Genomic DNA, 26,043 nt, shown 5'->3' on the forward strand with positions numbered 1-26,043 from the left:
AAAAAATCCGGCCCAAATAATGAGCCGGATTCTTAAGACTGCTTTAATTCTAACCTACGCGCAACTAGTGACAAAGCATAATTAACGATAAAGTACATCAACGCCACAATTATAAAAACAGGTATCACATACGATCCTTTTTGCGCGTAAATAATTTGTCCGTTATGTAATAAATCCGGCAAGGCGATGACGACAGCTAACGATGTATCTTTAAGCAGTGAAATAAATTGACTGACAATCGGAGGTACCATTCTTCTCAGCGCCTGAGGCAGGATAATATAGCGTAATGTCTGGTTGTAGTTCAAGCCAGACGCGCGTCCTGCTTCAATTTGTCCTTTATGAATAGAGTTTAAACCGCTTCGGATAATTTCTGATAGCATGGCTGATTCAAAAACCGTCAATGCTGCGATGGCCGCTGTCGTTATTTCCATTTCGATCCCGATTTCGGGCAGTGCAAAATAGGTGAAGAAAATGATTAGCAGCAGAGGAAGGTTACGTATTGTCTCAACAATCACAGCAAGTAATGGAGAAACTACCGGTATCCGCGCGTATCTTAGAGTCCCTATAAGTCCGCCAATAATGAAGCTGAGCACGATTGAAATCGCAGCAACCTTAAGGGTTACTCCAAATCCTTCCAGCAAAAACTTGAAATGTTCAGGTGTATATACTTCAATGAACGGTGCTAGAAAATCCATCTTGCGCACCTCCCTTAATTACTTCTTGCTAAGCGTTTTTCTAAATATCCTACGCCAAGACTTAAAGGTATAGTTAATATTAAATAAAATAAGGCAACGAAAACATAGGTATCAAAGGTTACGTACGTTTTTGCAGATATTAAATCCCCCTGATACATTAAATCCCCTCCTGCAACAACTGCTAACAAGGATGAATTTTTAACTAAATTGATAAATTGGTTGCCCAGAGGGGGGATAACGATCTTTATAGCCTGAGGGAGTATAACTATTCTCATTGCCTGGCCGTAAGTTAATCCTGTCGAACGGGCAGCTTCCATTTGCCCTTTTGGTACAGACATAATTCCGGCACGGATGGCTTCAGCGATGAAAGCGGCTGTATAGATAGTCAACCCGATTGTTCCTGCAGTCATCCCGCCAAAGTTACCAGCCAAATAAGCGAAAAACACAATAACTAGTACAGGTATATTACGAATAAATTCAACATATGCCGTCCCCAACCAGTTAAGAGGTTTAAACGGGGAAATTCGCATAACAGCAAGAAGTGTTCCCAAAATAAAACTTCCTAATAAAGCTATTAAACTGGCAATTATGGTTATTTTTAATCCTTCTAAAAATGAATCCATATTAGTCGTTAGTATCGAGAAATCCAGCAAACGATCTCCTCCTAAATAATCAGGATGAGCTCACTCCGAAAGATTGCATACGGATTACGCCCATCCTGATGAGAAACCTGGTATTAATAATTAATTTTTAATCCATTTATCCTTAATCTCATCGTACTTTCCTGAATCCTTCAGGCTTTTTAAGGCTTTATTCAACTCATCCACAAGCTCTTTATTCCCTTTTTTAACAGCAATTCCGTAAGGTTCTTCTGTAAAGGTTCCTCCGACTAATTCAAATGATGGATCTTCTTCTGCCATACCGTAAAGAATGGAATCATCTGTTGTCAGGGCATCACCCTTACCTGCCTTTAGTGCTGTAAAGGCTTCAGCATAGTTTTCAAATTCAAGTACTGTTGTTTCAGGCGCTTTCTCACGAATATTGATTGAAGATGTCGAGCCTTTAACAGCAAGCACCGTTGTGCCTTTTTTCAAGTCATCAATGCTCTGAACCTTGCTGCCTTTTTTCACAAGCAATGATTGACCGGCATCAAAATAAACATCAGTAAAATCAACTTCTTTTTTGCGTTCTTCCGTGATTGTCATCGTAGCGACAACCGCATCAACCTTACCATTATTTAAGAGACCTACCCTTGTCTTCGAAGTAACTTCAACGAACTCGGGCTTAACATCCTTGCCAAACATTTCTTCTGCCAACGCTTTGGAAAGATCGATATCGAACCCTTCCACTTCACCTGTTGATGGATTTTTCAATCCAAACAAACGCGTGTCATGCTTTACGCCAAATACAATTTTTTTGTCTTCCTTGATTTGGGCTAGTACATCCTTGCTGCTATCAGTAGACACCTTGTCCCCGCCGCACCCGGCAAGAAATATGGCAGCCATTGCAGTGATTAACGCCATTTTCACGAAATTTTTTGTTTTGAACATTCCATTTACCCCCTATTAATGATTTAATATACGGCTGAGAAATAAGCGCGCCCGTTCTTCACGAGGATTCTCATAAAATTCAGCCGGAACAGCCTCTTCTAAAATTCTTCCTGCATCCATAAAAACGATTCGGTCGGCAACCTCTCTGGCAAAGCCCATTTCGTGGGTTACTACGACCATTGTCATGCCTTCCCTTGCCAGGGTCTTCATAACATCTAGAACCTCCCCGATCATTTCGGGATCGAGTGCAGAGGTTGGTTCATCAAAAAGCATAATTTCTGGTTTCATTGCAAGTCCCCGGGCTATTGCTACACGCTGCTGCTGGCCACCGGAAAGCTGGGATGGATATGATTCGGCCTTATCTAAAATACCTACCTTCTCGAGATATTGTCTGGCAGTATCCTTAGCTTCTTTTTCGGATTGGCCCAATACTTTCATAGGAGCTAGAGTGATATTTTCAAGCACGGTTTTGTGAGGATATAAATAAAAGTGCTGAAAAACCATGCCAATATTGCGCCTTAGCTTATTGATATCTGTCTTTTTATCCCCTACAGATATCCCATTTACGGTGAGCGTCCCGTCGGAGATTGTTTCCAGGTGGTTGATACAGCGCAGCAGAGTACTTTTCCCTGAACCGGATGGGCCTATTACAACGACTACTTCACCTTGATTGATTGTGAGATTAATATCTTTTAAGACTTGAAAATCTCCATAAAACTTATTTACCTGATTAAATACAATCATGCTTGACCTCCTGATTACAATACCTATCAAATATCGAGTTTCTACTTTTAAAAATTTTCAGAATTAAGTAAATTATAGTCGCATTTTGTCAATACTGTCAATTCATGACAAATTACCTGTTTTTTATAGGCTTTTAATACTATCTTATATAGTGAAATCAAAAAGAAACCTCGCCAATATAGCGGCGAGGTTTTGCATCGTTAAAATACCCATTACTATGTCAAACCGAATGTTAATTTGGCTTTTAAATATTTGAAAAGCACTTCAAAATTTATCAATTCACTCAGTTTTAAGATTTTTATTTTTTAAACATTTTTGGCAGGCTTTCGGTATATGGTGCATACGCAATTCCATTTTCCGTAACAATCCCGGTGATTAATGAATGGTCGGTAACATCAAAGGCAGGATTGTATGTTTGAACACCCTCTGGTGCCATGGATTGCTCATACCACTTCGTTGTGATTTCTTCAGATGGGCGCAATTCAATATGAATGTGGTCGCCTGTTTCGCATTCTAAATCAATTGTAGATAATGGTGCGCAAACATAAAATGGAATATTGTAGTGCTGCGCGAGAATCGCAACACCAGATGTTCCAATTTTATTCGCTGAATCGCCATTTGCCGCAACACGGTCACAGCCGACTAGCACAGCTTGAATTTTACCTTCCTTCATCACGATGGAAGCCATATTATCACAAATTAATGTGACATCTACTCCAGCCTGCTGCAACTCCCATGCTGTTAAGCGGGCACCCTGGAGTAATGGTCTTGTTTCATCTGCATAGACTTTGAAGTCATAACCTTTTTCCTGACCTAAATAAATCGGAGCTAATGCCGTTCCGTATTTGGCCGTTGCGATGGTACCAGCATTACAATGCGTTAGTAATCCCCACCCTGGCTCAAGTAAGGATAGTGCATTTTCCCCAATCGCTTCGCAGATCTTTTCATCCTCCGCACGAATGTTTTCAGATTCCTCTTTCAGTGCTGCCTTTACTTCTGCCACACTTTTGCCTGCTTCGTGTTTAAATCGATCCTCCATCCGATTTAATGCCCAAAACAGGTTTACAGCTGTTGGCCGTGAAGTAGCCAAGTAATCCTTCACCTTCTTAAATTCTGCAAAAAGAGCTTTATAATTTTCTGCAGTAGATTTCTTTGTTCCTAAATAGGCACCATATGCCGCTGCAATCCCAATTGCTGGCGCTCCACGTACCTTTAATTGATAAATTGCGTCCCATATATCTTCCATTTCCTTTAATTCTAAGAAATTCGTTTCGTTAGGTAATACCGTTTGATCTAATAATACTAATGTATCATTCTCATCATCTAGTCTTACGGATTGTATGACAGTAACTGGATTTCCCACTACGTTTATGCCCCTTTCACAGATGTAAGTTCTGCAGATTGAATCACGTTGATAAAATCAGTTCCAGTTTTAATGGAATCGCGATTTAATATAAATGTTTTTCCAGCAATTAAACAAATTTTTTCGGCACGGATTCTTGCTTCACGGTCCTCAATGGTAGTTAAATCCTTAACCTTTGCAAGTCCTATAACTCTTCTTAAAAGCTCAAGTCCTGCCACAGCTGCAGTATCTCTTAAAATAGTATCTAAATAATATCCCTTAAATCCTTCATAGCTTGCCACACGTTCTGTCGCTTTCTCATCCCAAGCTTTGTTGAATTTATCAGTAAATAAATTTACAACATCTTTAATCGTGGTGATTAGATAATTCAAATAGTCATCCCGGGTTTCCTCCCCTTCAATCGTAACCTTACCATTTGTATAAGCAAAAATAAGATTGGCAATCACATTCCCAATATCATAGCCGGCAGGTCCATAAAAGGCGAATTCAGGGTCAATTACCTTGGTAGAATCCTTTTTTATAAAAATAGATCCCGTATGAAGGTCGCCATGCAGTAACGACTGAGCATTTGTCATAAACTCAAATTTTAACTTCGCACTTTCTAGTATTAATTTTTTATCATTCCAGATGTTCTCTCTTACAAATTCCTTTGATCCCTCAAACACCTCATTTCGAGGGCAATCATAAAAAGGTTCTGTGTAAACCAAATCCTCTGTTATTTCACAAAGCTCGGGGTTTATGAATCGCTTAACAAGTTCTTTCTTTTCCTTATGTTCTACCACAACATCGGATGTTAATAATAAGGTATTGACTAGAAAAGTAGAAATATGGTCGGCAAAAAGCGGGAATTTTTTATGTTTTATTAACGCTGTTCTCATAATCTCATGATCGGATAAATCATCCATTACCGTGCAGTTCATAATAGGATCATAGTTGTATACCTTTGGCACAAAACCAGGAGCTAGTTTGTATTGGAGTCCGAGGATTTCACTTTCAATCCGATTACGGTCCGGTGAAAGTTTGAATTCATCAGAGATTCGTGCCACCGGTCCTGCTTGTTTAATAATGATTGACTGATTGTTTTTTATATCTACTATTTTAAAAACATAGTTTAAGTTACCATCACCAATTTCTTTACAAGTCAAACCCGCATCTTCTGGAAAGAGCTTGATTGCTTTTGCATATTCAATTGCGTCTTGTTCCGTCATGGTGAAATAATCAGCTGTGAAATCCTTCATTACGTACCCCTCCAAATTATTTCTTTTTATAGTATGTTAATCCAAGGAGAGAGTTAGAACCGATTAATTCTAGGACAAATAAAAAAACAGCATACTCTTTGGGTGAACTATAACCCGAATAATGGACACTATTAAAAAAGTCCGTTATTCGGGTTTTTCTGTGTCCATTTTATAGAAACCCGTTTATAATCATTTCAAAGATGTGAGCGGAGGACATAAAGTTGAGTAAAATTATTTTTAATGAGATTCAAATGAAGTTACTTGAACAGAACCCTAATGTACAACACGTATCTGAGCGTTCGATATCCTATAAACCAGAGTTTAAGGTTGAAGCAATTAAGGAAAATTCAAATGGTAAAGGTCCTGCCCAAATTTTTATTGAACACGGATTTGACTTAGAGGTAATTGGGACCGATAAACCAGGACAATGTTTGAAACGCTGGAGGAAAACATATGAGGAGTTTGGAGAGGATGGCTTCTTCACAGAACGACGTGGAAAAGGAGCTACAGGTAGACCTTCTTCAAAGCCTCTTTCGGCGGAGGACAACCTTAAGAAAGCTGAAGCGCGTATTAAATATTTAGAAGCTGAACTTGAATTCTTAAAAAAGTTAGACGAACTCGAAAGGCAGGCGAAGAAGAAGAAAAAGTAACAATTTCAGAGAAGTATGCGCTTATTGAAAATACAATTCGAAAGTTTAATCTTAAACATATGGTGAAATTCCTATGTGAAAAGGCTGAGGTTAGTCGAAGTGGATATTATGCTTGGCTAAAGGCTGAGAACAAGCGTAATGAACGAGAAGAGAACGATTGGAAAGATTATGTGTTAATCAAGGAAATATTCGATAAGAAAAAGGGATACGCAGGTGCCTTAACAATTAAAATGATTTTAGATAATGATTATTTTGTGGAGATGAATCATAAAAAGATTCGTCGCATTATGAGAAAGTATAATTTAGTAGCGAAAGTCCGCCAGATAAATCCTTATAAGCAAATGGCCAAAGCAACACAAGAACATAAGACCCTCCCTAACCTATTAAATAGGGAATTTAACCAAGAAGAACCTGGGAAAGTATTATTAACAGATATTACTTATGTGTATTTCGGTTCTTCGCAACCTGCCTATTTATCATGTGTAAAAGATGCTTCTACAAGGGAAATTATGGCTTACCATTTGTCCAAAACTTTAAAAATGGATCTGGTGTATTCTACATTGGACAAGCTCTCTGATGCACTGGGTGGAATCATTCATCCAGAAGCTATGATTCACTCGGACCAAGGGTTCCATTATACCCATCCAGAATTTCAAAAAAGAGTTAAAAAGATGGAACTCACTCAGTCGATGTCCCGTAAGGGGAATTGTTGGGATAATGCCCCAATGGAATCATTCTTTGGGCATTTAAAGGATGAAGTTGACTATTCTTCATGCCAAACCTTTGAAGAATTACAAGAATTGATAGGAAACTATATGGAGGAATACAACAATAGCCGTTATCAGTGGAGTCTAAATAAAATGACTCCGGCACAATACCGGAGTCACTTATTAGCAGCGTAAATATTCTGGTCTTTTTTTAGACTGTCCATTTTATGGGTCACAGTTCAGGGAGTATGCTGGCTTTTATTATACCAATTTAATACTATTTCCTGTTTTTATAGACTGATAACAAGCCTCGATCACACGCATATTTTGAATGGCATTTTCGCCTGTATAAGATGGTTCGCCATCCTCCAAAATCACTTGCGAGAGATGCTCAACCTCAGCTCGATAAATATCGGCAACTATTTTCTCTTCTCTCGTTTCAGCTTCTTTGATGACAATAATAAGTCCTTCTCCCCCATGATTATCTGGACGGAATGCTCTTGGGACCTTTATCTGGCCTTTTGTTCCAATCACTTCATACTCTGCTCTAAAAACCGTGTCAAAGCTGCAATCAAAATGAGCGCGAACACCATTTTCCATTTGCATATAACCAAAAGCAGATGTGTCTACTTTATAGTCAGAATCCATATTCGCTTGAACATGAACTTCTACTGGCTCAGACTCTATAATATTCCGAATGGCATGGATGGCATAACAGCCAACATCATAAAGACTTCCTCCACCTTTAGATGAGTCCATTCTGACATTGCCTTCTGGCTGGGCAAGGAAAAACGAAAAGCTGGCCCTCATGTATTTAACTTCACCAATTTCGCCACTTTTGATGATTTCTCTCACCCGTTCATGCTGCGGGTGAAATTGGTACATAAATGCTTCCATAAATTTAACGTTCTTTTGTTTGCAAAATTCAACCACTTCTTGCGTTTCTTGTGCCGTTAAAGACGCAGGCTTTTCGCATAGAATATGCTTGCCATGTTTGGCCGCTTCAAGTGTCCACTTTTTATGTAAATGGTTTGGCAGCGGAATATAGACTGCGTCAATCTCTGGGTCTTGGAGCATTGCTTCATAACTGCTGTATGACTTTGCAATATTAAATTGTGCTGCAACCTCTTCAGCTTTTCCACTGATTGAAGCAATTCCTGTGACCACAGCATTATTTGCCCTTTCAAATGCAGGGATTAATGATTTTTGAGCAATATTTGCGGTACTTAAAATTCCCCATCTTACCTTTTCCATCTGAGATTCCTCCTAGTTTTTTATATAACCTATTTTTTCAATAATTTCTTGACCCTGTGGCCCTTTCATCCACTCCAGAAAGGGTTCAATGGTTGTCTTGGAGTTATTCTTTAATGTTATCGCATAAAGGTTAGCAGTAAAAGGATATTTTCCACTCGCAATATTCACCGGTGTTGGTTCGACACCATTGATTGCAAGTAGTTTAATATTTGAATGGTCTCTCATTCCTGTTGCAAAAAAGCGAAATGAAAATCCAATTGAATTATCATAATTCCGATAATCAGCCACCTGTTCGATAATCCCGCCCATTCCTTCTGGTACATCTTCCTTTAAAGGCTCCAAAATGGGTATGTCACCCATAATCTTTTCGAGGAGCGTTTGGCTGCCGGAATTTTTCGGACGTTGGAAGGCTATTATTCTTTCATTCTGTCCACCAAGTTCAGACCAATTCTTTATTTTCCCAGAATAAATGCTCTGAATCTCAGAGACATCCAAGCTATCTACCTTATTATCCGGATTAACAAAAAAGACAAATGCTTCCTTGCCAATCGGTGTCATGACCAGTTCCTTTCCCTGCCTTTTTGCCATTTCCTGCTGCTCTTTCGAGGGTTCTGCACCAAAGTATATGTCCACTTCACCAGACAAGAGCCGTTCATAGGCGTAAATTGTATTTGTGAAGCTAACAATATCCATAACATTATCGACTTTACTGATGTTTTCGTAGACTGTGTTAGCAAAAGCAGAATAGACTGGGTATGCTGCTTCTGCACCATCTAATCTAGGCATTTCACTAGAATTCTTAATCGTAAAAGTAGAAGGTGATTCTAATTTAGGCAGAATATTACTTGGATTTGTTACTTCATAAGGTGTTAGATCCGTAGATGAATAGCCGCCGCCATACTCAAAGCCATAGGATGGCAGCACCGTCTTACTTCGCTGCCACTGAACGCCAGCTCCTATACCGATTGCCAAGATGAATACTGCCAATAGCGTCACCACTTGCTTTTTGTTAAAAGTAGGGCGGACCTTTTTTATGAGGAATGCTACGAAAAGAGTAAACACAAATGCTAGTTCATATGCTAAAGGTGCCCAAAGAAACAATCTTCCTTCGCCCATTAACATCGTTATAAAAAAGATTGGTGCCATAGCTATATGTAAAATACCATAAACTAACCATGAATCAGCCCCGAGAAATCCCCCGCTAATCAGCATAAAAATTGCCCATAATACAGCTGTATAAACGATTGGAAGGAGGAAAAGAAAACTATGTCTGCTATCTTCTTCTATTTTGAGCAGTCTCTTACTGGCAATCCCACCAGCAATACACCCGCCAATGATAAGAGGCAGAATAATATTAATCAAAAAATTGTTTGTTGTAATAAACAGTGTGATAAATGAAATAACAAGTGGAACTACACCAAAATACAAAAACATTTGAGACATATTTTTTCCCATACATACCACTCCTAAGACTTTTTGCATTCTTCACTAGTGTAATTTTACACTATATTGAACTATTTTACAACACTACCATTAAATGGTATTTGATAGTATTTCGAAACCTCAATGCAAACGGCCTTCTCATGCTTAAGCAAAAGAAGGATTTTATTACAATAAATAGAATAATATAATTCCTAATCTTTTATTTGGAGGAAGATCTTAGTGGTATTTAATAGTAATATCTCTATACAAGTAAAGCTTCGAGATCTTCGGTTACCAGAAGATTATAAGCATATCGCCATGCTGTATAACTCAATTGAACCTGGCTATACAACACCAAAAGCCCTTGAGGATGAAGACCGCTATATTCCTCAGAAATCTACACTCACATTAAATGATAATGGACTGCTAACAGGTTTTGGGAGAATAAGAGTATTAGCGGAACACACAAATGGGCAGGTCGTTGGATATGGCGCCTCATGGCGGGCTCCATGGAGTGATCTAGGTGAACTTGCGAGTTCTTTTTGCGTTCATCCGGATTTTCAAAGACAAGGTGTTGGGGAACTGATTCTTGGTCACCTTGAAAGTTGGGCAGCCAGTTACAAAGCTTCCGTCTTACTATCTGAAGTAAAGGACTGGATTCCAGGCTCCCTTCCTTTTGCACAGAAGCATGGTTTTTTACTGGATGCACATATTTTTGAATTAAGGTTAAACTTAAATCAGTTAGACTTAACCAATTTTGCAGACTCCGTATATAGATTACAGAATTCTGGTATCACCTTTGTTACCTTAGCTGATATTTCAGGCGAGGTTTCAGAAAAGAAATTATATGATTTATATGTAGACACATCAAAAGACAACCCAGGGCAATTTGGGAATCTTCCTGCTTTTCCGGAGTGGCGTAAGGAGGCACTTCCTGAAGATTATTCGCAAGAAAAGTGGGTATTTATCGCTCTTGATGGTGATCGTTTTGTTGGAGTGTCTACCCTATTCAGTACAGAGGAGACAGGGGTCATGTATACGGATTACACAGGGGTCGATCGACTTTATCGCGGCCGCGGAATCGCCAAAGCCCTAAAACTTCAATCCATTCAAGCGGCGCTAAATGAATGTGCTCATACGATGACGACTGAAACGGAAGCTGGAAATGAAGCTATGCAAAAGATTAATAGAGGTTTAGGCTATCTGCCTGGAAAAGGACATTACCGTATTCGCAAAGCATTACTTTAAGGGGGTTATTTCATGGAAAAGTTGCAGTTTTTATACAAGCTTAACCTTATTCCTTCATTATTGGAGGAAGCCAATTGGACAGAAAAAGAAGAAGCCATTGTTCAAGATCATTTCGCGGTCCTGCAAGGATTGCTGCAGGAAGGAAAACTTATCTTAGCTGGCAGAACATTGAATATGGATCCATCTGGGATGGGGATTGTTATTCTTGAAGTTGACTCTGAGGAAGAAGCAAGAGAACTGATGGAAAATGACCCAGCTGTAAAAGAGGGAATCATGGAGGCACAACTTTTTCCATATCGCGTAGCGTTAATAAGAAAAGGGTAGCCTAATTACAACTAAATAAAAAAAACGAATCTCAACATTATCTTTGAGAATCGTCTCTAAACAAGCTTACCACATACTCTAATTCATTTTTAGTCCATTGTTTTTGAGCAAATGTTGATGCCACGATGTATTTTCCGTAAGTATCCATAAAGTTTTCAATTGCCTTTTTCATTTTATTACCACCTTTGTATGATTTATATCTTTATTATCGTACATTGGTGTGACTTTTTACAAAGCGATGGAAAACGGAAACATTTGCCAAAAAAACGTTAACATATTCATTGTAAGCGTGTATTATAACCAGTTTTCTTATGATTTCACGGTTTTTCGTTATTTTACATACATTAGGCTCTGTTAAAACTGAATGTTGATTTCACTGTGTTTGGAAAATAAGCGGAGAGTTTCCGTTTAAATTGGGAAATACCCATATTTCCTTAAAAATAAGCGGAGTTTTTCCGCTTATTGTATCCAAATCCTTGGAATTTGTCTTATTTAAAGCAGTTAACCGGAATTTCTCCGCTTATATCTGCTTCATAAGGTTCCTTTATATACAATAGCCGGAATTTCTCCGCCTATGGTTTCACACCCCTACACGAAAATCATCAATGAATCATAACAGAGCATTACATTAAAAAGACTAGGGAGCATGCCCCTAGTCTCTTATTTTGATGATACTGCCAAATTAAATAGCTTTGTATATTGAAAAAGTAACCCTATCAGACCTCCCACGATACTTGGGAGCAGCCATCCTAATCCATTTGTGTAAAGCGGTATGAAAGAAAATGCTGTAGAAATGGATGCTATTTCAATACCAGCAGTTGATAAACCATCATATATACTAATTATTCCCGCACCAATGGTTGCACCTATATAAACAGCCCTCGACACTGGTATATAGGAGTGCAATAGAGATAATAAAATCAGGACAATTGCAATCGGATAAATAGTAATTAACAGTGGTATAGAGAAAGAAATTAATTGACTTAAACCTAGATTCGCCATTGTAAAACTAAATAAACAAAGAATGGTCACGACAACTGTATAGGAAAGTCTAGGAAATCGTTGACTTAGATACTCACCACATGCAGCCACCAAACCTACAGAAGTGGTTAAACAGGCTCCGGTGATAACCAACGCAAGAATGATGGACCCAAATGGTCCGAATAAAAGTGATGTGACAGAAGAAAGAATATCCCCGCCATTTTCCTGCATTCCTACACCCTCTACAGAGGTGGCACCAATAAATGATAAGGATATATAGACAAACGATAATCCCATACCTGCAATGATTCCCGCCTTAATCGTATAAGAACGAATAACAGCTGCTGATTTTATTCCCATTTCCTGCACGCGATTAATCACAACAACCCCAAAAACAAGAGCAGCGATCGCGTCCATCGTTAAATACCCTTCGACAAACCCGCCAAAAAACGCTCCGTCTCTATATTTTCCTACTGCCTCACCAATGGAACCAATCGGAGAAGCAAATCCTCTGATTGAAATTATTACGATTAATAGTAAAAGTAACGGTGTAAGAACTTTTCCCACACGATCCACTAGCTTTGCTGGATTAAGTGCGAGCCAATAGGTGATAAGGAAAAATACCAATGTTGATATAAATAACCCCATGCTGCTTTCGTTTGGCAGGAAGGGAGCAACACCAATCTCATACGTAACCGTTCCGGTACGAGGGATTCCGAATAATGGTCCAATCGTTAAATAAATAATAACCGGAAACACCTTAGCGAATGCGGGATGTACCCTATTTGATAAGTCATTTAAATCCCCACCTGATCTCGCGATGGTAAAGACAGCCAAAAGAGGCAGGCCAACACCCGTTGCTAAAAACCCAATGGTAGCTGACAATAGGGATTCACCAGCCTGCTGACCAAGTAATGGCGGGAAAATAATATTCCCAGCACCTAAAAATAAGGCAAACATAAAAAAGCCTAAGGCTATAATTTCTTTTAATGGTAATTTTCGTTCCATGTGACGCTCCAATCTTTCATATAATATTTTCCAATTCCTTATTTCCGAAGAATAAAGAGATAATTAAGTAGTACTCGATAATATAACTATATTAATATACAAAATATCACGATAAACTGCAAAGAATTTTTTAAATAGTAGTTCAATTCTCAATAGAAATGACCTCAATAAAATCAAGTTTAACAAATAAAGGGATTTCCCTTCATAGTATTGAAATATACAAATGAGAATGGAGGGATTCCTATTATGAAAAAACGAAGACTTATTTTCGGGATGATTGGTGGATTGCTTATCATCTTTATTATTGTAACCGCTTCCAATGCAATGTTAGTTACTTCCAGACAACCTTCTCCCCAGCCAACAGAGGTGGTGATTAATGAGGTTAAAGCTGTTGAGCACCTTTCGAAGGCGATTACGTATAAAACAATATCCTATCAGGAGCGAAGTAAGTTTGATTTTACTGAATTTGATAAGTTTATTTCTTTCTTAGAAGAGAGTTATCCATCCGTACACACTCAACTCGAATTAGAAAAAATAAATGAGTATGGGCTTATTTATAAATGGAAAGGGTCAGATTCTAGTAAAAACCCCATTGGCTTAACGAGTCATTATGATGTGGTTCCTGTGTTAGCGGGTACCGAAGAGAATTGGGAACAGCCTCCTTTCAGCGGTACTGTTGAAAACGATATAATATGGGGCCGCGGTACATTGGATGACAAGGTTGGTGTAATTGGAATCTTAGAAGCCGTAGAATTTTTAATCAATGATGGTTTCAAACCAGCCAGAGATGTATTTCTAATGTTTGGTTTTGATGAAGAAATTGGCGGAGTTGAAGGTGCCCTTATAATTGTAAATACCTTAAAAGATAGAGGAGTCACGTTTGACTTCGTATTAGATGAAGGCGGAGCAATTATTGAGAACATGGTTCCCGGTGTCGACCAGCCAGTAGGAGTGGTCGGGATCTCTGAAAAAGGCTCTGCTACCTCAGAATTGTCCATTGAAGGAAGCGGCGGACACTCCTCTCAGCCGAAAGACCACACCAACATTGGACGAATTGCGAGCGCAATAGCAAAGCTTGAAGATACACAGTTTAAAGGTGATCTTCGAGGTCCTGGTGAAGACTTATTTGAATATGTAGCACCAGAAATGAGTTTTCCGATGAGATATGTTTTTGCCAATAAAGTCATTTTTGAGCCTATTATTGAGCAAATACTGTTGCAGCAGCCTGCTACCGCCGCTCTGATTAGAACCACCATCGCCCCAACCATTTTTCAGGCTGGAGAACAATATAATGCTTTACCTGAGAAAGCAACTGCAATTATCAATCACCGTCTAATGCCTGGGGATTCTTTAGAAGATGTCAAAAGCTTCATTGAGGATACGATTGAGGATGATGCTATTAACGTTACCGTTACCGGAAGTGAAGCTTCTAAGGTTTCTTCGACTAACGGATGGGAATTTAAATCTATCCAACAGGCGGCAAGAAATATCTATAAAGACGCGATTATAGCCCCCTATTTAATGTTTGCCGGCTCTGACGCGAAGCATTATGACAGTATCTCCAAAAATACCTATCGTTTTTTGCCCGTGCAAATTACGTCTGAGGACTTAAACAGAATGCATGGCACAAACGAACATATTAGTAAAGATAACTTTATTCAGGCGATTAAGTTTTACGCTGAAATTATTAAAGAATCGAATTCATGAGGTACTAAAGAGACACCAGGTCCCATGACCTGGCGTCTCTGCTCTTACTTCGATAATAACGCTAAAACAGTATCCAATAATACGTTTACCCCTTTTTCACACTCTTCCCACGAGGTCAGTTCTTCTTCACAATGGCTTTTCCCATTAAAGCTCGGAACAAATAGCATTGCGGACGGTACAAGGCTGGCAATAAATTGCGCGTCGTGTCCGGCACCGCTGACCATTCTTTTATTACTATATCCCAGTGACTGTGCCGATTTTTCTAATTGGTTAACGATTTCGGTATCAAACCAAACCGTATCCCGCTCCCATAATTTCGTTGTTGTTACCTCACAGCCTTCATTTAAACCGCGATTTGGAAGATCTTCAACAAATTCTTTAAATGTCTTTACTATCTCAGGATTTTTGTGTCTTGCTTCTAGAGAAAAAACAACCTTATTCGGAATCACGGTATGAATACTCGGGTACACGTTTACCCTGCCGATCGTAAATACTAATTCTTCATCTAATGGACCTAATACTCTGCGAATTTCATTAATGAGGTTATTGGCGGCAAAAAGAGCATCTTTTCTCATACTCATCGGCGTAGTTCCTGCGTGATCGGATTCACCTGTGATTTCAATATCAAAACACGCCATGCCGACCACGCATTCGACCACGCCAATTGCCACAGCTTCTTTTTCAAGAATCGGACCTTGTTCAATATGCAATTCTAAGAATGCAGTACCCTCTTTTAGTCGATTCTCTACTTCCCCTTCATACCCAATCGATTTAAGTGCTTCCTCAAATGTAATCCCCGCGGAATCTTTCTTTTTCAGCATCACATTCTTATCAAATTTACCGGAAAGCACACCTGATGCCATCATCGAAGGCTCAAACCTTGCCCCCTCTTCATTCGTAAAATTAACAAGTGTGATTGGGATTTGAGGTTTGATATTATTTTCTACCAGTGTTCGTACAACTTCTAAACCAGCTAAAACGCCTAACACACCGTCAAACCTGCCGCCTTTTTTCACTGAATCCAGATGGGAGCCAATCAGAATTGGAGGCAGATTCCTAGCACCTTCTAGAGTCGCGTACATACAGCCAATATCGTCAACCTTCACGGTTAAGCCTAACTCTTCACAGCATGACCGGAAGAAATCTCTGGCTAAACGATCCTCCTCTGATAATGCTAGACGGGTTACCCCATTATTGTCAGTCCTGCCAAAGCGCGCAAATCGTTCAAGCTCATTCTTTAATCTTTCCCCATTAATTAAAAGCTTTTGCCGCTGCATGCATATCTCACTCCTTTTTTATGTTGGTCGGTTTAATAACGGAGTCTTTTATTGTGTAATATTCTGTCAATATTAATTATATCTATTCTCATGTGTCTGTCATTAGACAAAGTATCAATTTATTTCACTCTTTTGTTTTATAGTATGTAATGAGAAAGTTGCAAAAGAATGTTTATATTTTCCCCTTTTTGTATAACCTATGTTCGAATGTGGACTAGAAGTAATGATGGAGGTGTGGTAATGTCAGAGTTAGAACCTTTAGAGTACCAAACGGGAGCACCTATACTTGATTATGATATTATTGAAATTAAGAACACGGCAAATGGATTTGAAGTCCTGCTGGATATTAATTTAGACAGCGGCTATTCATTATCAAGAACAACCCTGGAAATTACTCATGAGGATTTACAAGGTTATGATACAAACGAAATTGAAGAAGGTATTAAATATGCATTAGGTTTTTTTGGGCACGAGACTCAATAACCTTTTTCAAAAGAATCCTGTCTTCAATCATGATGGAGTGGTTATATGCCCAAAGCAAAGGCGAAAAGTGGAGTAGGCAGAGGAACAGGTAAGAAGGGCTGGAATCGTTGGCAGGCTGGTGCTAAAAAAGCAAAAAATGCTAAGCCCTATGTCAGTAAAGGGACTAAAAGAGCGGAGCCTGATGTGGCCCCCGATAAATCCGAATAATTCCATTCAAACAGTTAATCAAACGTTTAATTAGTTTAGCAATCAATCTAATCAAACGTTTGATTAGTTTTTATCACCGTTTAATTGTATACTGTTGATCCTTTATTTCATTATTGGAAAATACACGTTCCACATACTGTATTTCTTTTTCCGAGATTAATAAAACGGTTGAACTTCTTGTTCCATAATTTTCACTCTTGATAAACATTGGTGAAAGCATTCTCTCTAATTCTAATGATACACCAGTTCTAGGCAGGTTTTCATCTGGAGCTTGGTCAGCTTTTTGAAGCAGAGTTAAAAGATCTTCTACTAAATCCGTCTGTTTTTTGTTTATGATCTCTGTTAACCCCGCTTTGCCCATTTGCACTTTCGGCCATTCCGTATTTAATAAATGATTGCTGACACCATAAATCCCCGGCATTAACTTCTTTATCTCCTGTCCTACATTCGAATAATAATATATCTGATCTCCATTGCCAGCCAGTAAATTGTATCCAGGATATACGGCATTATTTCTAGCTAGGCTCTTCATATACTCTAAAACATCTCCATTATACTTTAGTGCGTCTAATACAAGTTCTCCACGTGACCGTTTTCCCTCTGTCACTTCCTTGGGATCCCGATAATTCGTTAAAGCAGCAAATTGCCCACTTCTCGTAACACCCATCCACGTACCCATTTTTTCTAAATCTCTTCCTGCGAGGATGTCCGGAGCGTCTTCCCAAAAATGAGCAGGAGCTGTAGGTCTCTGATAAAACTCATCCCGATTCGCAGCAACCATTAGCTGATAAACAGGATGGACGTTATAAGCAAACAGAATTAAGCACATAAAAACACATCCTTCCGAAAAATCCCATTGTATTTATTTTAACAGTAAATTTATGGATTTAACAAAAGATAGAGGCATCCCCATAAAGGGAATGCCCCATTTTATTATTTTTTCTTAGCATGTTTTCGCATATCAAAAGCAACTGCCACGATGATAATGGCGCCTTTTACGATAAATTGAATGTATGGACTTACACCGAGGAAGGCTAATCCGTAATTTATAACTTGGAAAATTAGCACCCCTGTGATGACTCCCGGTACAGTTCCAATCCCGCCTGATAAAGAAACACCGCCAACTACACAGGCTGCAATAGCGTCTAACTCATACATATTTCCCGTATTATTGGTTGCACTGCCAACACGGCCTGCCTCTAATGTACCTGAGAATCCATATAATAAACCAGCGATCATGTAAATGATGATAATATTTTTTGCAACGTTAACGCCGGAAACCTTTGCAGCTTCTGGATTGCCGCCAATTGCATACATATTTTTACCAAGTTGTGTTTTATTCCACATTACCCAAATAATGATCGAAAATGCAATTGCATATAAAATCAGAAATGGGAATTCATATTGACCTAATTTAATTCCTTTTTGCGCAAATGTCGTAAAACTTTCGCTTAGGCCGCCAATCGGCTGTGCTCCATATGGAGGACGGTCAAAATAAATGGATGTAATTCCGTAAACACCAATCATCATACCTAGGGTTGCAATAAAAGGCGGTACATGAAATTTAGATACAATAAACCCGTTTAACGTCCCAAATAGTCCCGTTACCAACATTGCAATAATAATAGGAACGAATAAAGGTAATTCCGGTAAGTTTGGATACATTTTATACGCATAATCCCCAGCTTGCAGTAAAGACGCTGAGACTACTGCCGCAAGTCCGACCATTCGTCCTGCGGATAAGTCTGTCCCGCCTAATATCAAGATCCCTGCTATCCCAAGTGCAATAATGATCCTTGAGGATGACTGACTTAGGATATTAATTAAGTTCGTCATCGACAAAAAGTCAGGAGACGCAATCACAATCCCAATAACTAGTAGAATCAAAAATACATAGATAACATTATCAAATAGCCATTTTGTAATAGTAGATCTTTTAGTGGCCTGAGTATTCATTTTACATCTCCTCCTAATACAACGCTGCCAGTCGCATAATTTCTTCTTGTGTGGTCGTTTTTGTTTCTACGATTCCGGCCGCTCTTCCATTACTCATTACTAAAATTCTGTCTGTTACGCCAAGTAATTCAGGCATTTCAGAAGAAATCATGATAATCCCTTTGCCTTCCGCTGCTAACTCATTAATCAGTTGATAGATTTCAAATTTTGCACCAACATCTATTCCCCTTGTTGGCTCATCCAGCAATAATACTTCCGGTTTTGTGAGCAGCCAGCGTCCAATAATTACTTTTTGCTGATTACCGCCCGAAAGACTTCCGATTGGAGTTTTTTGTGATGGCGTCTTTACTTTCATTGAATCGATTACCCACTTCGTATCATCATGGACTTTGCTTTCTGATAGAAACAACCCTTTTCGATACTGAGGTAGGTTGGCAATAATTGAGTTGAAGCTAATGCTGAGCTGTGGATAAATCCCCGTTGTTCTTCTTTCTTCTGTTACCAATGCAAAGCCATTTTTTATGGCATGCTGCGGGGAAAGATTTTGAACAATTTTTCCATTTAATTCAATACTTCCTGATTTAACTCCTCTGATTCCGAACAGTGCTTCCATAACCTCTGTACGTTTGGAACCGACCAAACCGGCAATCCCTAATATCTCCCCTTTTCTTAACTCAAAGTTAATAGCAGAAAATGACCCTTCTGTTTCTGCAGTTAAATCTTTAACCTTAAGGGTGACCTCCCCAGGTTGATTGATCTTAGCCGGGAAACGCTGTGATAAGTCACGGCCAACCATTAGCTTTATGATTTCGTCTGTTGTTAATTCTTTCGCACTTTTCGTTGCAATGTACTGACCGTCACGCATGATGGTTACTTCGTCAGAGATTTTTAAAATTTCTTCCATCTTGTGTGAAATATAGATAATCGCTACGTTTTCACTTTGCAATTTTTTAATAATCGTAAATAAATGATTTACTTCTTTTTCTGTAAGGGAGGAAGTTGGCTCGTCCATTACGATTAATTTAGAATGGTATGAAACAGCTTTTGCAATTTCCACCATCTGCATTTCAGAAACAGATAAGGTTCCTACTTTACTGCGTGGATCAATGTTAATGTCAAGGCTCTTGAAGATAGCGGCTGTATCTTCATACATTTTCTTTTCATCAATAAAAATGCCTTTTTTCGGATATCTTCCTAGCCAAATATTGTCCATAACATTTTGCTGACGGACTTGATTGAGTTCCTGATGGACCATTGAAACTCCGTTTTCAAGAGCTTGCTTTGAATTCGCAAACGAAACCTCTTTTCCCTCCAACAGAATTTTTCCTTCATCCATGGAATAAATCCCGAATAAGCACTTCATTAAGGTCGATTTTCCTGCACCATTCTCACCCATTAAGGCATGTACTGTCCCTGTCTTCACTTTTAGAGAAACGTTATTAAGAGCAATTACGCCAGGAAATCTTTTTGTTAAATTAATCATTTCGAGTAAATTCGTTGAACTGGCCTTCGACATGCTTAAACCTCCTTGCCTAACCATATATCATGCAATTTTTATAAAAAATTTCATTACCTTTCATTGAATCGAGTCCTAATAAAATATCGCCCCGAACGAAGGAAAAGAAATAATCCTTTCCTTCGTTCGAGGAGCGCCATAGGGGTAAAATCATGCCCCCGGACAGGCGCTTCAACTTTTCTTCCTTGTCTAGCTCCAGCGCCTAGGGGCTCGGGGTCATAAGCCAATCCGTCAAGAAGGTTAAAGAGCAACCTTCTCGCCGGCTCGTCTTATGCCTGTCGCCCCTGAACAAGGCGCTTCCGCTTTTCTATTTATATGCGTCTTTCCCTACTTGGATATTGTCTTTTGTGATTTCGATGTAAGGTACACGAACCGCTTTGGAGTCGTCTAATTTCCATTCTGTTCCTTCTAATACGTCCTTACCGTTAGCAGCATTGGCAGCTAGTTGAACGGTTGCTGCACCTTGGTTTTTCGCATCATTCAAAACAGATCCAACCATTTTTCCTTTTTCAATCATTTCAAGTGCTTCTGGAATGGCATCTACCCCAACGACTGGCATAAATTTGTCACCAGAGAAGTAGCCTGCTTTTTCAAGTGAAGCGATAGCACCTAATGCCATACCATCGTTATTTGCAATAACAAATTCGATACTCTCGTTGTATTTTGCAATCCAAGCATCCATTTTTTCTGTTGCTTTCATTGCATCCCACATTCCTGTATCTAACGCTAATTCATCTACTTCAATTCCCTTTTCCTTCACAGTATCTACAACATATTTAGTACGAGCTTCAGCGTCAGGGTGACCTGGTTCACCTTTTAATAAAACGTATTGAAGCTTTCCATCACCATTTTTATCCCATTTTTCTTTGTTTGCTTCCCAAGCCTTGGCGATTAATTCACCTTGGAGGATACCAGATTCAGATGAAGTCGTTCCTACATAGTAAGCTTTTTCATAGCCTTTTAATACAGAGGCATCTGGCTCTTTGTTAAAGAAGATAACTGGAATGTCTTTTACTTTAGCCTTATCAATAATGGTTTGCGCTGCTTTTGGGTCTACAAGGTTAATAGCCAGCGATTTTGCCCCTTTTGCTATGAGTGTATCAACTTGTTCCACTTGCTTTGCTTGGTCATTTTGAGAGTCATTTAGCATTAAGTTAACTTTTCCGTCTGCTGCAGTTTCCATCGCACGACGTACATAGGACATGAAGTTGTCATCGAATTTATAAATAGTTGCACCTACCGCTGGCAGATCGCTGTCCTTGCCTTTTCCAGAATCTGTAGAACTGCTCTCGGTACTGCCACAGCCTGTTGCTAATAGAATGCTAGATGCAACTGTTAAAGATAGAACTAACCCTTTTTTCTTTTTAAACATGTCATCCTTCTCCTTTTTGCTATTTAGTAAAGACTCTGGTAACTCGCTTACCCTTTACCACTGAAAGCCCTTACATATATGTTAGCATCCGGAGTTTTCGTTCAGTAGTTCTAACCTATAGCACTAATTTGTGATTTACTAGATTTTTTTGTTACTAGCACAAAAGACCGATTCAGTATGAATCGGCCTTAACAAAAGTAAAACTATTAACTTACTGTTTCTTTCCGAAATTCTGTCGGGGATAGGCCAGTCTGTTTTTTAAATACCCGGCTAAAATAATTCGGGTCTTTATATCCTACAGAATAGCATATTTCCTTTAAGCTCTTTGAAGCGTCAAGCATTGCTATTTTTGCCTGCTTAATCCTTATTTCTGTTACATAATCTATAAAAGTCATCCCAAATCGGTCTTTAAACAATTTGCTTAAATAATACGGACTTAGTTCCACATAGTCTGCTACTTGTTCCAACGTAAGTGAGTTAGCATAATGATTTTCAATATATTCCTTTGCCTTATGTAGCATTCCCTTAGCATGACTGTTTCTCCATACTTGAATCTGTTGAACGATGGACAATAAATAGGATTTGCCCCTTTCAAACATAACACTAATATCGTCAGACTCTTTGATTGAAAGGTTACCTTCATACCCTATTCCTAAGTCATGCAGCATTCTTGAAATTAGGATGAACAATTCATCAAATGATTTTTTTACAATAGGAGCTTTTAGACCTTCATTATCAACAAGCTTCTCTGAGAAGGAGTCAAAAATAAACATCGACTTTTTTAAGTCTCCTTGACGCAAGGCATCCAGCAGCTTTTTCTCCACTTCGAGTAGATCCGAGGTTGAAGGTAATACTAAGGTTCCTTGTTTTCCTGCAAATACATATTTTCGATTAGGTGTTTTTAAAACCAGATTTAATGCGGCTACTGCTTCATGATAGGATTTATTTAGCTCATGGACATTACTGTAAGGAAGACCGATCCCTATTTTTAAATCTGCATTAAACTGACTCTTTTGGAATTGAGTGAGCAAATAGTCAATTACAGCTTGAGCATTCGTTTTAAATTGTGCTTTTTCCGTGGTTTGTTTGCATAAAAACAATACCGGTACTTGGCTTTCCGTCATAGGTCCCATTAACACTTCTTGATTTTTATTGGAAGATTTAAAAATATCCTTAAGCCACAAATACCAATTTTGCCATTCATGTGGCAGGAGTTCTCCTTTTTCCGGCGGCAAAAGGGAAAGAAGCATAATATATCCGGAGGTTATCTCTACCCCTAACAGCTGACTCCATTCATCAAATGTAATATCATGAACAGGATTCAAAATGAGTGATGACACCCATTCTTTTTGGGCGATTGACACAGCACGTTCGAGGTTTTCCTTTAAGTACTGCTCTTCTTCCATCTTCTTCTTTTCCCCTAAGATTTCAGAAGAAACCCGCTGTAAGCTTTCAAGAATGTCCTGTTTCCTGCTAGGTTTTAGGATATATTCCTTAACCCCCTGCTGCATAACTTCCTTTGCATATTCAAACGTATTAAAGGCTGAAACCATGATAAATCGGATATTTTCGTCCGTACCTTTAATTTCCTTAACAGCTTGTACGCCGTCAATTCCCGGCATTTTTATATCCATAAAGATAATATCAGGCTTATGTTCTCTAGCCATTTCAATCGCTTTTCTGCCATTAGGGGCCTCTCCGATGACCATTACGTTCTCTGCAGAGTTGTTTATTATTTTCGTCAATGCCTTCCGCTCTAGAATTTCATCATCCACAATTAGAATTTTCAACAAGCTCTTTTCCCCCTATTACCGCGTCTGGAATAGTCAGTGTAAACTTTGTGCCCTTACTCAACTCGGAATGTATTTCAATAATGTCTTTTTGACCATAAAAAAGCTGAAGCCTGCGAATCACATTTTTTACTCCAATACCAGTCGAATGACCCTGTGATTTATTCGACTCATACGCCTCTTCTATTTCAGTTCCCTTCACATAGTTTAGCAATCGAATTTGAGTGATTTCATCCATACCATCTCCGTTATCGACAATTTCCACATGAATTCTATGATTACTTTTGTAGATATGAAGCCGGATTTCTCCATTTTCCTCAAAAGATTCAACACCATGTATAAAAGCGTTTTCAATTAAGGGTTGCAGCGTCAAACTAGGTATTTCTCGATCCAAACATTCCTCTTCTATGTCTGTAATGAATTGAATCCGATCCCCAAACCTTGTTTGCTGAATAAAAAAGTACTCTTTAACAATCGCTACTTCATCTCGAAGGGTGGCGGCTTTATTTAAATCCCCGCCTAGGTTGTATCGCAGTAAGGCGGCCACAGATTCAATTAATTTCGAGGTATGCTCCGCGTCCTCAAGGTAAGCCATCTTTGAAACCGTATTCAACGTATTAAATAAAAAATGTGGATTGATTTGATTTTGAAGACTTCTTAGCTCTAATTCTTTTAACAGCTTATCCAGTTCTGATTTCTGCTTGATTTCTTTTACATACTGCCGAAGGTTTGAGCGCATTTGGTTAAACGTTTCAGTCAATAGCTTTAATTCATCCTTGGTTGTTATTTTAATATCCTGGCCAGCTAAATTCCCCTTTGAGATTTGCTTTGCTGCTTGAGACAAAAGGGTGATTGGTTTTGTAATTCCGCCAGATATCCAAAGCGCAATTAAGGTACTGAGAAAAAAGGCAGCAGCAAAAAGGGAGAAGGACAAAAGTTTATAATAATCGTTCTGCCTTTCCATTTGATCATAAAAGTTTTGATAGTCTGTAAGTTTATTATTTAAGAGAGCAAGAGTACTTTCTTGAAGGAAACCTGCTATTTTTAATACTTCATTAAGATGATTTGAATATTCGTTTATATCATCCTTATGGAACGCTGTCACCGTGGCATCACATTCTTCAAGAAAACTATCAATCATATGATGATAATTAGTAACCGTTATATCATTGGAATTCATTTCTTGTTTAAAGAGCCTTTGGTCTCTAAGTAACCTAGACTTTTCCCTGTTATAGACTTTTAGATAGGAGTTTTCCTTATCAAGAAGATAACCCTGGAGGTTTTCTGTAATTAAATTCGTTCTTTGCGAGATTTCATTTAACAAAAGAAACCGTTCAAAACTATCATCATATTCATTGACAAGGTTTTCACTGCTTTTATAAAAAAACAACCCCACTGAAGTTAACAATACAACTAGGACAATAAAATAAAGCAGTAGTTTTGATCTAATTCGAAATAACATTAATACCCTGCCTCCCGCCCGCCTAGATGACTTACAGGCAAATCCGCTGCTCTCAATACGCGAGTATTGGTATGCACTACTGGAGGTACCGTCTTAGCTTCAATGAGATCAATCATCATTTGCACCGCTCGATATCCCATTTCATATGGTTCCTGAACTACTGTTGCCTTAATGGTGCCTTTTGATAGGTAATCAAGCGTTTCAGGCAGATTATCAAATCCAATAATATAAACTTGATCTGTTTTTTTATACTTTTCTACCACTTGGGCTATGCCAATTCCATCTAGAGCACTTGTCCCATAAAAAGCATTGACCTCTGGATAATCCTTTAAGATTTGGTAAGCCTTTTCAGCGGCTCGAACTCTACTAATTCCTGATTCTTCCATGGTAATAATCTTTATTCCCTGTTCAGACATCACAGCGTCCCGAAAGCCTTGTACGCGCAGCTGCTGATGGTTCGCATAAAAACTGCCTGTAATGATGGCAACATTCGCTTGACCCTTTGTATCCTCAATCAATGCTTTACCTGCTAAATAACCAGAATAGTAATTATCAGTTCCAATATACGCCATGCGGTTACTATTGGAAGCGTCCGTATCAATGGTAATCACAGGAACTCTCTCTACAACCCTATTAATCAGCGGAGTAAATTGCTCATCGCTTAGGCCTTGTGTAATAATTCCATCCACTTTTGAAGCCATTGACATTTCAATCGTTTTTAAATGTTCGTCGATATTGGCTTGCTTTGGACCAGCATACTCCAATAAAACACCATATTCCTTTGCAGCCTCCTGAGCTCCCTTTTCAACAAGCCGCCAATAGTCATTGTCCAGCTCCTCAGGAACCAGCACAAAATGATAGTTATAGTTCTCTACATCTCTATTTTCATCAGGCAAATCATGAGACATAACCTTATAACCATAAAACACAGAAAATGCGCAGCTCACAAGAAAAAACAGAACCCCAAACGTATACGCCACCACCGTTAACCTGCTCATAGACAACCCCATTAACATCAAATATCTAGATAACTAAAATTATACGAAACATACCAATATTCGACAATGCCAAATGGTGCCTGTCACCATA

At 38.8% G+C, this 26,043-nt stretch carries 24 protein-coding genes; 6 read left to right on the plus strand and 18 right to left on the minus strand.

Annotation, left to right across the window (positions count from 1 at the left end; translation table 11 throughout):
* Window positions 1-32: 32 nt before the first annotated feature.
* The 6 genes from QFZ31_RS18610 to mtnK form a co-directional block, all read right to left on the minus strand.
* On the minus strand, window positions 33-695 hold the full coding sequence (locus tag QFZ31_RS18610) for an amino acid ABC transporter permease (RefSeq protein WP_307305572.1): 663 nt from the start codon (window positions 693-695) through the stop codon (window positions 33-35).
* Window positions 696-709: 14 nt separating this feature from the next.
* Window positions 710-1,348, minus strand: coding sequence for an amino acid ABC transporter permease (locus tag QFZ31_RS18615; RefSeq protein WP_179603310.1), 639 nt, complete (start codon window positions 1,346-1,348; stop codon window positions 710-712).
* 90 nt (window positions 1,349-1,438) lie between these two features.
* Complete coding sequence (locus tag QFZ31_RS18620) at window positions 1,439-2,245, minus strand: transporter substrate-binding domain-containing protein (protein ID WP_307305576.1); 807 nt, start codon at window positions 2,243-2,245, stop codon at window positions 1,439-1,441.
* A gap of 15 nt (window positions 2,246-2,260) precedes the next feature.
* On the minus strand, window positions 2,261-2,989 hold the full coding sequence (locus tag QFZ31_RS18625; protein ID WP_179603308.1) for an amino acid ABC transporter ATP-binding protein: 729 nt from the start codon (window positions 2,987-2,989) through the stop codon (window positions 2,261-2,263).
* Between the two features lie 298 nt (window positions 2,990-3,287).
* Window positions 3,288-4,352: an S-methyl-5-thioribose-1-phosphate isomerase gene (gene mtnA / locus QFZ31_RS18630; RefSeq protein ID WP_307305582.1), complete on the minus strand. Its 1,065-nt coding sequence runs from the start codon at window positions 4,350-4,352 to the stop codon at window positions 3,288-3,290.
* A 5-nt stretch (window positions 4,353-4,357) separates the two neighbouring features.
* The gene (mtnK, locus tag QFZ31_RS18635) at window positions 4,358-5,590 is read right to left on the minus strand and encodes an S-methyl-5-thioribose kinase (RefSeq protein WP_373459863.1); all 1,233 of its coding nucleotides are present in this window, start codon (window positions 5,588-5,590) and stop codon (window positions 4,358-4,360) included.
* Between the two features lie 221 nt (window positions 5,591-5,811).
* Here mtnK and QFZ31_RS18640 point away from each other — a divergent pair.
* A protein-coding gene (locus QFZ31_RS18640) for an IS3 family transposase (RefSeq protein WP_307305585.1) occupies window positions 5,812-7,142 on the plus strand; the annotation gives its coding sequence in 2 pieces (ribosomal slippage) (window positions 5,812-6,184 and window positions 6,184-7,142; 1,332 coding nt in all).
* A 66-nt stretch (window positions 7,143-7,208) separates the two neighbouring features.
* Here QFZ31_RS18640 and QFZ31_RS18645 read toward each other — a convergent pair.
* Window positions 7,209-8,201: a Gfo/Idh/MocA family protein gene (locus tag QFZ31_RS18645; protein WP_307305589.1), complete on the minus strand. Its 993-nt coding sequence runs from the start codon at window positions 8,199-8,201 to the stop codon at window positions 7,209-7,211.
* 12 nt (window positions 8,202-8,213) lie between these two features.
* A complete protein-coding gene (locus tag QFZ31_RS18650) occupies window positions 8,214-9,656 on the minus strand; it encodes a PstS family phosphate ABC transporter substrate-binding protein (RefSeq protein WP_307305592.1) in 1,443 nt (480 codons plus the stop codon).
* A 207-nt stretch (window positions 9,657-9,863) separates the two neighbouring features.
* Here QFZ31_RS18650 and QFZ31_RS18655 point away from each other — a divergent pair, with 207 nt between their 5' ends.
* Both QFZ31_RS18655 and QFZ31_RS18660 read left to right on the plus strand, forming a co-directional pair.
* Entirely contained in the window at window positions 9,864-10,871 is a 1,008-nt protein-coding gene (locus QFZ31_RS18655) for a GNAT family N-acetyltransferase (RefSeq protein WP_307305593.1), read from the plus strand.
* Window positions 10,872-10,883: 12 nt separating this feature from the next.
* Window positions 10,884-11,195, plus strand: coding sequence for a YciI family protein (locus tag QFZ31_RS18660; RefSeq protein WP_307305596.1), 312 nt, complete (start codon window positions 10,884-10,886; stop codon window positions 11,193-11,195).
* Between the two features lie 37 nt (window positions 11,196-11,232).
* Here QFZ31_RS18660 and QFZ31_RS18665 read toward each other — a convergent pair whose 3' ends face one another.
* Window positions 11,233-11,367, minus strand: a complete 135-nt coding sequence (locus tag QFZ31_RS18665; RefSeq protein ID WP_307305598.1) for a hypothetical protein — start codon at window positions 11,365-11,367, stop codon at window positions 11,233-11,235.
* A gap of 488 nt (window positions 11,368-11,855) precedes the next feature.
* Complete coding sequence (gene brnQ, locus QFZ31_RS18670; protein WP_307305601.1) at window positions 11,856-13,184, minus strand: branched-chain amino acid transport system II carrier protein; 1,329 nt, start codon at window positions 13,182-13,184, stop codon at window positions 11,856-11,858.
* 246 nt (window positions 13,185-13,430) lie between these two features.
* On the opposite strand from brnQ, the gene QFZ31_RS18675 reads away from it, so the two are divergent.
* Window positions 13,431-14,891 (plus strand): M20 family peptidase, encoded by a 1,461-nt coding sequence (locus QFZ31_RS18675; protein WP_307305603.1) that lies wholly within the window; start codon window positions 13,431-13,433, stop codon window positions 14,889-14,891.
* Between the two features lie 44 nt (window positions 14,892-14,935).
* On the opposite strand, the gene QFZ31_RS18680 is transcribed toward QFZ31_RS18675, so the two are convergent.
* Complete coding sequence (locus QFZ31_RS18680) at window positions 14,936-16,168, minus strand: Zn-dependent hydrolase (RefSeq protein WP_307305604.1); 1,233 nt, start codon at window positions 16,166-16,168, stop codon at window positions 14,936-14,938.
* 240 nt (window positions 16,169-16,408) lie between these two features.
* On the opposite strand from QFZ31_RS18680, the gene QFZ31_RS18685 reads away from it, so the two are divergent.
* Both QFZ31_RS18685 and QFZ31_RS18690 read left to right on the plus strand, forming a co-directional pair.
* A complete protein-coding gene (locus QFZ31_RS18685; RefSeq protein WP_307305606.1) occupies window positions 16,409-16,651 on the plus strand; it encodes a hypothetical protein in 243 nt (80 codons plus the stop codon).
* A 45-nt stretch (window positions 16,652-16,696) separates the two neighbouring features.
* On the plus strand, window positions 16,697-16,858 hold the full coding sequence (locus QFZ31_RS18690; protein ID WP_179603297.1) for a DUF3934 domain-containing protein: 162 nt from the start codon (window positions 16,697-16,699) through the stop codon (window positions 16,856-16,858).
* A gap of 73 nt (window positions 16,859-16,931) precedes the next feature.
* Here QFZ31_RS18690 and QFZ31_RS18695 read toward each other — a convergent pair whose 3' ends face one another.
* The 7 genes from QFZ31_RS18695 to QFZ31_RS18725 form a co-directional block, all read right to left on the minus strand.
* Window positions 16,932-17,687, minus strand: coding sequence for an NRDE family protein (locus tag QFZ31_RS18695; protein ID WP_307305610.1), 756 nt, complete (start codon window positions 17,685-17,687; stop codon window positions 16,932-16,934).
* A gap of 104 nt (window positions 17,688-17,791) precedes the next feature.
* Window positions 17,792-18,814 (minus strand): galactose/methyl galactoside ABC transporter permease MglC, encoded by a 1,023-nt coding sequence (mglC, locus tag QFZ31_RS18700; RefSeq protein ID WP_307305613.1) that lies wholly within the window; start codon window positions 18,812-18,814, stop codon window positions 17,792-17,794.
* 13 nt (window positions 18,815-18,827) lie between these two features.
* Entirely contained in the window at window positions 18,828-20,330 is a 1,503-nt protein-coding gene (mglA, locus tag QFZ31_RS18705; protein ID WP_307305615.1) for a galactose/methyl galactoside ABC transporter ATP-binding protein MglA, read from the minus strand.
* A gap of 307 nt (window positions 20,331-20,637) precedes the next feature.
* On the minus strand, window positions 20,638-21,702 hold the full coding sequence (gene mglB / locus QFZ31_RS18710) for a galactose/glucose ABC transporter substrate-binding protein MglB (RefSeq protein ID WP_307305617.1): 1,065 nt from the start codon (window positions 21,700-21,702) through the stop codon (window positions 20,638-20,640).
* A gap of 206 nt (window positions 21,703-21,908) precedes the next feature.
* On the minus strand, window positions 21,909-23,495 hold the full coding sequence (locus tag QFZ31_RS18715; RefSeq protein WP_307305621.1) for a response regulator: 1,587 nt from the start codon (window positions 23,493-23,495) through the stop codon (window positions 21,909-21,911).
* Complete coding sequence (locus QFZ31_RS18720) at window positions 23,470-24,954, minus strand: sensor histidine kinase (protein ID WP_307305624.1); 1,485 nt, start codon at window positions 24,952-24,954, stop codon at window positions 23,470-23,472. The genes QFZ31_RS18715 and QFZ31_RS18720 overlap by 26 nt, the downstream gene beginning before the upstream one ends.
* Complete coding sequence (locus tag QFZ31_RS18725; RefSeq protein ID WP_307305627.1) at window positions 24,954-25,952, minus strand: sugar-binding protein; 999 nt, start codon at window positions 25,950-25,952, stop codon at window positions 24,954-24,956. Before QFZ31_RS18725 ends, QFZ31_RS18720 begins: the two co-directional genes overlap by 1 nt.
* Window positions 25,953-26,043: the final 91 nt, after the last annotated feature.

The sequence above is a fragment of the Neobacillus niacini genome, assembly GCF_030817595.1.
Taxonomy (GTDB): domain Bacteria; phylum Bacillota; class Bacilli; order Bacillales; family Cytobacillaceae; genus Neobacillus; species Neobacillus niacini_G.